This is a genomic window from Pseudomonas sp. PA-4-8C (assembly GCF_021606625.1).
GTDB classification, from domain to species: Bacteria; Pseudomonadota; Gammaproteobacteria; order Pseudomonadales; family Pseudomonadaceae; genus Aquipseudomonas; species Aquipseudomonas lactis.
In genome coordinates this window covers 1-8,825 of record NZ_WKCD01000237.1, presented here as the reverse complement: position 1 = coordinate 8,825, position 8,825 = coordinate 1, and the positions used below count along the sequence as shown (strand labels likewise).

General features: G+C 62.4%; 9 protein-coding genes. 5 read left to right on the top strand and 4 right to left on the bottom strand.

The window, feature by feature from the left end; all coding sequences use genetic code 11:
• Both GIW04_RS24100 and GIW04_RS24095 read right to left on the bottom strand, forming a co-directional pair.
• Positions 1-397 (bottom strand): winged helix-turn-helix domain-containing protein (locus GIW04_RS24100; RefSeq protein WP_236479260.1); only part of this gene is annotated, 397 nt, incomplete at its 3' end.
• A gap of 58 nt (positions 398-455) precedes the next feature.
• On the bottom strand, positions 456-854 hold the full coding sequence (locus GIW04_RS24095) for a helix-turn-helix domain-containing protein (protein WP_003191911.1): 399 nt from the start codon (positions 852-854) through the stop codon (positions 456-458).
• Positions 855-1,059: 205 nt separating this feature from the next.
• Here GIW04_RS24095 and GIW04_RS24090 point away from each other — a divergent pair, with 205 nt between their 5' ends.
• The 5 genes from GIW04_RS24090 to GIW04_RS24070 all read left to right on the top strand — a co-directional run bounded on the left by GIW04_RS24090 (position 1,060) and on the right by GIW04_RS24070 (position 6,337).
• The gene (locus GIW04_RS24090; RefSeq protein ID WP_003191909.1) at positions 1,060-1,968 is read left to right on the top strand and encodes a LysR family transcriptional regulator; all 909 of its coding nucleotides are present in this window, start codon (positions 1,060-1,062) and stop codon (positions 1,966-1,968) included.
• A gap of 217 nt (positions 1,969-2,185) precedes the next feature.
• A complete protein-coding gene (locus GIW04_RS24085) occupies positions 2,186-2,776 on the top strand; it encodes an antibiotic biosynthesis monooxygenase (RefSeq protein WP_057710401.1) in 591 nt (196 codons plus the stop codon).
• Entirely contained in the window at positions 2,773-4,611 is a 1,839-nt protein-coding gene (locus tag GIW04_RS24080) for an amidohydrolase (protein ID WP_034134486.1), read from the top strand. The genes GIW04_RS24085 and GIW04_RS24080 overlap by 4 nt, the downstream gene beginning before the upstream one ends.
• Before the next feature lie 30 nt (positions 4,612-4,641).
• Entirely contained in the window at positions 4,642-5,259 is a 618-nt protein-coding gene (ycaC, locus tag GIW04_RS24075) for an isochorismate family cysteine hydrolase YcaC (RefSeq protein ID WP_003191905.1), read from the top strand.
• A 196-nt stretch (positions 5,260-5,455) separates the two neighbouring features.
• Positions 5,456-6,337: a LysR family transcriptional regulator gene (locus GIW04_RS24070; RefSeq protein WP_003191903.1), complete on the top strand. Its 882-nt coding sequence runs from the start codon at positions 5,456-5,458 to the stop codon at positions 6,335-6,337.
• Here the strand turns inward: GIW04_RS24070 and GIW04_RS24065 are convergent.
• Together GIW04_RS24065 and GIW04_RS24060 are read right to left on the bottom strand one after the other, a co-directional pair.
• Positions 6,324-7,361 (bottom strand): AraC family transcriptional regulator, encoded by a 1,038-nt coding sequence (locus GIW04_RS24065; RefSeq protein ID WP_003191902.1) that lies wholly within the window; start codon positions 7,359-7,361, stop codon positions 6,324-6,326. The genes GIW04_RS24070 and GIW04_RS24065 overlap by 14 nt on opposite strands.
• 1 nt (position 7,362) lies before the next feature.
• On the bottom strand, positions 7,363-8,277 hold the full coding sequence (locus tag GIW04_RS24060) for a GGDEF domain-containing protein (RefSeq protein ID WP_034134484.1): 915 nt from the start codon (positions 8,275-8,277) through the stop codon (positions 7,363-7,365).
• Positions 8,278-8,825 lie beyond the last annotated feature (548 nt).

Sequence of the window (8,825 nt, the reverse complement as noted above, 5' to 3'; positions counted from 1 at the left end):
TGCGTGTGCGGCGCAAGGGCAGGTTATGGCTGGGGCGTTGGGGCGCGCCGTCGGTGGGCAGCGTCATGGGTTCAATGCTCAGTGGCGCAACAAAACTGTAGCCGCGCTGGGCGACCGTGACGATATAGCGCTGCCCGGCCTGGCCGTCCCCCAGTGCTTTGCGCAACGCAGCCATGTGCACCCGCAGGTTGCCGTCTTCCACCACACTTTTGGGCCAGACCCGTGCGATCAGCTCCTGCTTGCTCACCACATTGCCGGCGTGCTCCAACAGGATCAGCAGAATGTCCACCGCCCGCCGCCCCAGGCGCAGCGGGCGACCGGCCTCCAGCACCAGGCGCTGGCGCGGGTGGATGCGGTACGGGCCGAAATGCACGGCCTGGTCGCTCAAGTCATTCATGGCTGCCCAGGTTCTGGATGAGGAGAGCGGCCAGCATATTCCAGGTACGCGCAGACCACTAGGCAGCGATCACATCAGGTTTGCTGCGCGAGTGGTGGTTTCGCCAGGTCATCGGGTTGACGCCTTCGCTGCGGGTGAACATATGGCAGAAGTGCGCCTGGTCGCAAAAGCCACATTCGAGGCTGATCTGCGTGAGGCTCAGGGACGAGCCGGTAATCAGTTCCTTGGCCCGCTGGATGCGTTGCTGGCGAATCCATTCCTGGGGCGACAGCCCGGTGGTGCACTTGAAGGCGCGGGAAAAATGGCTGCGCGACAAGGCGCAGGCCTGGGCCAGGTCGGCGATCGCCAGGCTTTCGCCGAGGTTGGCGAGGATCAGTTGCTTGGCGATGCGCTCACGCCGGGGGCACAGGCCACCGGTGGCGGGCAACCGGGGGGCATATTGCTCGAGTCGGGCCATGACAAATATCCGCAGTCGATGGGAACGTTCCCGGTGGATGGGTGCAGTGTAGACGCCCTTAATCTTGTTGCCGGACCGCCTGGCTGACGAGTTAATCGTTGTTAATTTCGCCAGGTGCGGCGCTGGAAAAGACAGCACAGCTATGCAATCCCTGGCGTGCAGTGCATGCTTCCCTGGCCCCCTGGAAAACGTTTGGATAGCGCCCATGAACCGCAACGATCTGCGCCGCGTCGATATGAACCTGCTGGTGATTTTCGAAGCCTTGATGTTCGAGAAAAACCTGACCCGAGTCGCCGAAAAACTGTTTATCGGCCAACCGGCAGTGAGCGCCGCATTGGGCCGTTTGCGCGATTTGTTCGACGACCCGTTGCTGCTGCGTAACGGCCGTGCCATGGAACCCACGGCGCGTGCACTGGCGATACTCAAGGAGCTGCAACCGGCCATGGACACCATCTCGGGCGCCGTCAGCCGCGCCAAGGATTTCGACCCCTCCACCAGCTGCGCAGTGTTTCGTATCGGCCTGTCCGATGATGCGGAGTTCGGGCTGTTTCCGTCCTTACTCAGCCGCCTGCGCGAAGAAGCGCCGGGCATCATCGTGGTGGTGCGCCGCGCCAATTACCTGTTGATGCCTTCGCTGCTGGCCAGCGGTGAAATTTCCGTGGGGGTCAGCTACACCACCGACCTGCCGGCCAATGCCAAGCGCAAGAAGCTGCGGGATATCCCCTGCAAGGTCCTGCGCGGCGATGACGGCGAGGCGCCGCTGACCCTGGATGATTACTGCGCCAGGCCCCACGCAATGGTGTCGTTCTCCGGCGACCTGAGCGGCAATATCGACCTGGACCTGGCCCGCATCGGCCGCTCGCGTCGCGTGGTACTGGCCGTGCCGCAATTCAGCGGGTTACGCGCGTTGCTGGCAGGGACGCAGATTATCGCCACCGTGCCCGATTACGCCGCGTGCGCGTTGACCGAAGGCACACGCCTGCGCGCCGAGGACCCGCCGTTTGCGATTGATGCGGCGGAGCTGTCGATGGTGTGGAGCGGGGTGCATGACAACGACCCGGCGGAGCGATGGCTGAGGGGCAGGATTGCGGAACACATGGCCCGGGCGACGTAGCTTTGCCGGTAATTGTAGGAGCGAGCTTGCTCGCGAAAAACCTGAGGGCGCCACGTTGAACCAGTAAGCCCGCGTTATCGTTGAGGTTCTTCGCGAGCAAGAACTAGACGTCCCCCTCGCTCCTGCAACAAGCCAAACAGCACATACATCCAATTCTCCCCACCGCTCAACGGCCAGACTCTCCCCATCGCTCAATACTCCGGGGAAGCACTCAGCCATGGATTCAACCGTCAACACCAGCCCCGACGAAGTCGTCACCCTGGTCGTCAAGCACCGGGTCAAACCCGGCTTTGAAGTCGAGTACGAAGCCTGGTTGCGCCGCATCGTGCGCATCGCGGGCGAACGCCCTGGGCACCTGGGTGTTGACGTGGTGCGCAGCCAGCAAAACGGCATGGCGCTGTTCACTTGCGTGCTGCGCTATAGCTCCACCAGCGCCCTTGAGCTGTGGCTTGGCTCCCCGCAACGCCAGGCGCTGATCGACGAAGCCGCGCCGATGCTGGCGGACGGCGACCAGACGGAAATCGGCGCGGTCAATGAATTCTGGTTCGCGCCCCAGGCCGAGGGCGGTGCCAAGCCGCCGCGCTGGAAGCAGGCGGTGGTCAGCCTGTTTGTGATCCTGCCGCAAACCTTGCTGCTGCCGTTTATCTGGGGGCCGATCCTGCGGTTGCACCCGTTTTTGTCCAATTACGTGGTCTCCACCTTCCTGGTCACCCTGACCATCGTGTTGCTGGTGGTGTACCTGCTGATGCCGGCGGCCACCCGCCTGTTCGCTCCCTGGCTTGAAGCCTCTGTAAAGGAAACCCTATGAACGCCGATCTGATTCTGTTCAATGGCCAGTTCCACACCGTGGACCGGGAAAACCCACGCGCCACCGCCGTGGCCATCCACCAAGGGCGCTTTGTCGCCGTGGGGACCGACGGCGAAGCCATGGCCCTGCGCGGCAGCGGCACCCAGGTTATCGACCTCAAGGGCCGCACCGTGATTCCCGGCCTCAACGACTCGCACTTGCACCTGATTCGTGGCGGGTTGAACTACAACCTTGAACTGCGTTGGGAAGGCGTGCCGTCCCTGGCCGATGCCTTGCGCATGCTCAAGGACCAGGCCGACCGCACGCCCACGCCGCAATGGGTGCGCGTGGTGGGCGGCTGGAACGAATTCCAGTTCGCTGAAAAGCGCATGCCTACCCTGGAAGAACTCAACCAGGCCGCCCCGGACACCCCGGTGTTCGTACTGCACCTGTACGACCGCGCCTTGCTCAACCGCGCCGCACTGCGGGTGGCGGGCTACACCAAGGATACGCCGAACCCGCCGGGCGGTGAGATCGTGCGCGACAGCAACGGCAACCCCACCGGCATGCTGGTGGCGCGGCCCAACGCGATGATTTTGTATTCGACCTTGGCCAAGGGCCCGAAACTGCCCCTGGAATACCAGGTCAACTCCACCCGCCAGTTCATGCGTGAACTCAATCGCCTGGGCCTGACCAGCGCCATCGATGCCGGCGGCGGTTTCCAGAACTACCCCGATGACTACGCGGTGATCGAGCAACTGGCCAAGGATCAACAGTTGACGGTGCGCATCGCCTACAACCTGTTCACTCAGAAGCCCAAGGAAGAACTCAGCGACTTCAAGAACTGGACCGGCAGCGTCACCCTGCACCAGGGCGATGACTATCTGCGCCACAACGGTGCCGGCGAGATGCTGGTGTTCTCGGCCGCGGATTTCGAAGACTTCCTCGAACCCCGCCCGGACCTGCCGCTGACCATGGAGCAGGAGCTGGAACCGGTGGTGCGCCACCTGGTGGAACAGCGCTGGCCGTTCCGTCTGCACGCCACTTACGACGAGTCCATCTCGCGCATGCTCGACGTGTTCGAGAAGGTCAACCGCGACATCCCGTTCAATGGCTTGCCGTGGTTCTTCGACCACGCCGAAACCATCACGCCGAAAAACATCGAACGCGTGCGTGCCCTCGGTGGCGGTATTGCGATCCAGGATCGCATGGCGTTCCAGGGCGAATACTTTGTCGAGCGCTACGGCGCCAAGGCTGCCGAAGCCACGCCGCCGATCAAGCGCATGCTGGCCGAAGGCGTGCCGGTAGGGGCGGGCACCGATGCCACCCGCGTGTCGAGCTACAACCCTTGGACCTCGCTGTACTGGATGGTCAGCGGCCGCACCGTCGGTGGCCTGGAGTTGCACGCCGAGGGCTTGCCGCGCCTTACCGCGTTGGAACTTTTCACCCACGGCAGTGCCTGGTTCTCGTCCGAGCAGGGCAAGAAAGGCCAGATCAAGGTCGGTCAACTGGCGGATGTCGCCGCGTTGTCGGCGGACTTTTTCAGTGTCGAAGAAGAAGCCATCAAGTGGATCGAGTCGGTACTGACAGTGGTCGGCGGCAAGGTCGTGTACGGCGCTGGCGACTTCGAAGATTTCGCACCGCCACGGGTACCGGTGCTGCCCGACTGGTCGCCAGTGGTCAAGGTGCCAGGGCACTGGCGCCCGACGTCGCCGATGCAGGCCCAGGTTCACCAGTGCAGCGGACCTTGCGGCGTGCATGCCCACAGCCATGAAAAAGCGCGCCTTTCCAGCGTGCCGGTCAGCGACTTCCAGGGTTTCTGGGGTGCGTTCGGCTGCTCCTGCTTTGCCTTTTGAAGAACACCCCCATCCCCAAAGGAGTTACCCATGACTTACAAGCGCTTGAACAAAGATGATGCTGTTGTGCTGTTGGTTGATCACCAGACCGGCCTGATCTCCCTGGTGCAGGATTTCTCCCCCAACGAGTTCAAGAACAACGTGCTGGCCCTGGCCGACGTGGCGAAGTTCTTCAACCTGCCGACCATCCTGACCACCAGCTTTGAAAGCGGCCCCAACGGCCCGCTGGTGCCTGAGCTCAAAGAACTGTTCCCCGACGCGCCATACATCCCGCGCCCTGGCCAGATCAACGCATGGGACAACGAAGACTTCGTCAAGGCCGTCAAGGCGACCGGCCGCAAGCAGATCATCATTGCCGGTGTAGTGACCGATGTGTGCGTGGCATTCCCGACCCTGTGTGCCCTTGACGAAGGCTTTGAGGTTTTCGTGGTCACCGACGCTTCTGGCACCTTCAACGAAACCGTGCAACAAGCCGCCTGGGCACGCATGACCGCCGCCGGTGCGCAACTGGTCAACTGGTTCTCCGTGGCCTGCGAGCTGCAAGTGGACTGGCGCAACGACATGGAAGGCCTGGCCAACCTGCTCTCGCCGCGCATTCCCAACTACCGCAACCTGATGAACAGCTACTCGGCGTTCGCTGCCAAGTAACCTGCTCTGTAAAACACCGCAAGACCCTGTGGGAGCTGGCTTGCCTGCGATGGCGGTATACCAGTCAACAGCATTGCTGGCTGATACACCGCCATCGCAGGCAAGCCAGCTCCCACATTTGATTGGGTTCACATTTGGTTTGTGGTGTGATCACTGACAGGCTATAAAACAGCCCATCGTCCCCTGAGAAGCGACAATGAACCCTTTCGAAGACATGCGCCTGTTCTGCCAGGTCATGGAGTCCGGCAGTTTTACCGCCGCCGCCGAGCAATTGGGCTTGTCCAAGCAATTCGTCAGCCGCCGCCTGATCCAACTGGAAGACCGCCTGGGCGTGCGCCTGCTCAACCGCTCCACACGGCGCCTGGACGTCACGCCGCTGGGCCAGAGTTACTACGAGTCGGCCTTGCGCCTGCTCGGTGAGGTGGAGCAGGTGGAGCAGGGCATCGCCGGCCAGAACAGCGAGCCGCGCGGCACCATTCGCCTCAGTGCTCCCTTGTCGTTCGCCATGGCGCACCTGGGTTGCCTGCTGCCGTTGTTTTTGCGTCAGCATCCACAGGTCTGCGTTGAAGTCGACCTGAGCGACAGGCCGGTGGACTTGATCGGCGAAGGCTACGACCTGGTGCTGCGCATCGGCACCCTGGAAGACTCCACCCTGATCGCCCGGCGGATCGCCGCTATCGAGCGGGTGTATTGCGCCAGCCCCGACTATCTGGCGCTACGGGGTACGCCATTGAAACCCGAGGATTTAACCACGCACGACTGCCTGCCCTACGGCCACGGCCGCCAGGTGCAATGGCGCTTCAAAGGCAAGTTGCAAGCCTTGAGCGTCAGCGGACGCATGCGCGTCAATAACGGTGACCTGCTGCGCGATACCGCGATTGCCGGTCTGGGCGTTACCTATCTACCGACGTTCATTGTCAGCGAGGCCTTGAAGGACGGTCGCTTGGTCAAGGTATTGGAAGACTTCGCCCCAGAGGCCTTGACCCTGTCGGCGGTGTACCCGCAGCACCGCCAGAGTTCACGCCCGGTGCAAGCGCTGGTGGAGTTCCTGCGCGAACGCCTGGCTAGCGGCTGCTGAACAGTTGGCGGATCAGGTTGGGCGTACTGCCCGTCCACCGCTTGAACGAGCGCCGAAAATTCGCCGCATCGTTGAAGTTCAGGTACGCGGCCACTTCCTCGTTACTCAGCCCCTTGGCCTGGTACAGGTGCAACGCCACGTGCTTGCGCACCCGGTCGACCTGTTGCTGAAAACCCGTGTCGTGCCGTTGCAACTTGCGCTTTAGCGTGGCCGGGCTCATGGCGAAGGTGTGCGCGGCTTGTTCCAGGCTCGGTGGCTGGCGCACGTGTTCGCGCAGGTAGCCGTAGAGGCAGTCCAGAAAGCTTGTGGCAAAGCCCAGTTGCTCGATTTGTTCAAGGGCTTGCTGGCGTGCGACCTGGCCCGCGGTGGCCGAAGCACCGGGCCAGTTGTGGGTGAGGTATTCACGGGGGAGGCACATCATGTCCAGCGGACGTTCGAAGCGTGTGTGTTCGCCCAGATGCACCCAGTATTGCTCGACGTACCGGGGTTCGGCATGGCTGAAACTGCACACCCACGGCAAGCGCTGGCCGCTGAGCCATTGGCTCATGGCAACCAGCGAGGTCATGCTGGCTTCGAGCAGAAAGCGCCAGTGTTCGCCAGCGCCGCAACTGTCCAACCAATACAGGTAAGCGTGATGCTCATCCAGCTCCAGTTGCAGCGTGACGAGCGGGCTGAGCAGCACTTGTTGCTGGATCAGGATCTCCAGCGCCTGATGAAGGTTGTGTGCATGCCCCAGCGCATGACTGGCGGCGCCGTAGTAGCCGGGCAGCAGGCGTTGGCCAAACAGGAAACTGCTGTCATCGGCATCCAGCAGTTTGCGGCTGTTGCCGATCAAGCCCAAGAACTGCTGCGGGCTCAACCGCGCGTTGCCGGCCAGGATGTCTTCGTGGAACAGGCCGGTGCCGCGCAGCAAACGATGGCTGTCGATGTCCCGGGACAAGCCCAGGTCGATCAACGTGGCGGGTTGATAATGACCGGGGATGAAGCGGCTGTCGTTTTCATACCAACTGGTTTTCACAGCCATTTCAGGCGCTTTTCGCAAGAGGGTGTTTGGCGCGGGCCAGGCCCATATTCAGCCGCTTTAGCAACTCGTGGGGTGACTCTTGCAAGGCCATCACCACCGCCGTGGTCGCCGCCAGTTGCAGGCGTTCGCCCTGTTGCCGGGTCTTGTGGGCGAGGCTCTGCACCGCGTGTTGCAACTCCTGCGCCAGGCCCTGGGCCTGGCGCTCGCCGGTGTTGGGCAGCAGCACCACAAAACGATCGCCTGCCAGGCGGCACAACAGGTCCTGGCGGCGCAGGTTGAGCAACAGCACATGGCTGACCGCCTGTAGCACCGCATCACCCTCGGCATGCCCGTAGGCCTGGTTGATGGCGGCGAAGTTGTCCAGGTCCAGGGCCAGCAGCGACAGCGGTTGTTGCTGCTCTTGGCTGTCGCGCAGGCTGTCGGCGAGTTGGCGCTTGAGGTAGTCGGCACCGGCCAGGGGGGTGAGTTTGTCGAATAGCCGATGCTCGCGAAACAACCGCTCGCGTTTTTCCATCTGTGCGCTGATCGCCAGTTGTTCGTGGTGCCAGTGGTAGATACCGATCGTCAGCAGGATCATGCCCACCGGCATTGGCCCTGACTCCAGCCAGTGATCCCAGGAGATGCTGTCAGGCAGGCGGATGAATTCGTCGAGGCTGTCGATCCACCAGGAAAAAAAGATGCACGACAGCCCCAGCGCCAGGTATTGGGTGACCCGTCCGGCGGGGCGGCTTTTCAACACCAGGCCCAGCCAGATCAGCGCGAGCAGCGCCGAACCGCCTTCGCCGATGATATCCAGCCACACCCATTCGCTGACGCTTTTGAGCTCGCCGCAGGCCAGGTGCAGGATCAGTCCGAGGTTGGCGGCGATCAGTAGCAACGCGAGTTTCCAGCGGTGGGGTTTGAGCACGGAAAACATGGCCACGGGTCCTTGGGCAAATAAGCGATGGGCGCCAGCACAGCAGATTGATGTGACGGTTGGATGACGGGGTGGGAGGGTCGAATCAGCTCATGCCCTCGGTGCATTTTTCATGCTGAACATGGACCCCATGTGGGAGCTGGCTTGCCTGCGATGACGTCCTCACAGCCGCCCCATATCTACCTGACACCCCGCAATCAAACTGTGGGAGCTGGCTTGCCTGCGATGACGGCCTCTCAGCCGACACCTATCCACCTGACCCCCCACCATCCAACTGTGTGTGGGCTTGCTCGCGAAGGCGGCCTGGCAGTCAACACAGTTGTATTGTGTGCACATCCATTGCTGCGGTAACGGCTACTTAGGGTTCCGCCCTGACGGCGGGTCACTTTTGGAAGGACCCAAAAGTAACCAAAAGGTCCTCGCCCCACCACTCGGCACCTCGCTTAGGCTCGGTGTGCCCGTAATCCGCCAGTGATTTGGGGGGCCGCCGCCACGCGCCATCCATGGCGCGGGGCGGCTAAACCGGCATCCCTGCCGGTTTACCCCCC

Coding starts and splice junctions, on each gene's coding strand:
- GIW04_RS24095 (WP_003191911.1), bottom strand. CDS start 854: ATGGCCCGACTCGAGCAATATGCCCCCCGGTTGCCCGCCACCGGTGGC.
- GIW04_RS24090 (WP_003191909.1), top strand. CDS start 1,060: ATGAACCGCAACGATCTGCGCCGCGTCGATATGAACCTGCTGGTGATT.
- GIW04_RS24085 (WP_057710401.1), top strand. CDS start 2,186: ATGGATTCAACCGTCAACACCAGCCCCGACGAAGTCGTCACCCTGGTC.
- GIW04_RS24080 (WP_034134486.1), top strand. CDS start 2,773: ATGAACGCCGATCTGATTCTGTTCAATGGCCAGTTCCACACCGTGGAC.
- ycaC (WP_003191905.1), top strand. CDS start 4,642: ATGACTTACAAGCGCTTGAACAAAGATGATGCTGTTGTGCTGTTGGTT.
- GIW04_RS24070 (WP_003191903.1), top strand. CDS start 5,456: ATGAACCCTTTCGAAGACATGCGCCTGTTCTGCCAGGTCATGGAGTCC.
- GIW04_RS24065 (WP_003191902.1), bottom strand. CDS start 7,361: ATGGCTGTGAAAACCAGTTGGTATGAAAACGACAGCCGCTTCATCCCC.
- GIW04_RS24060 (WP_034134484.1), bottom strand. CDS start 8,277: ATGTTTTCCGTGCTCAAACCCCACCGCTGGAAACTCGCGTTGCTACTG.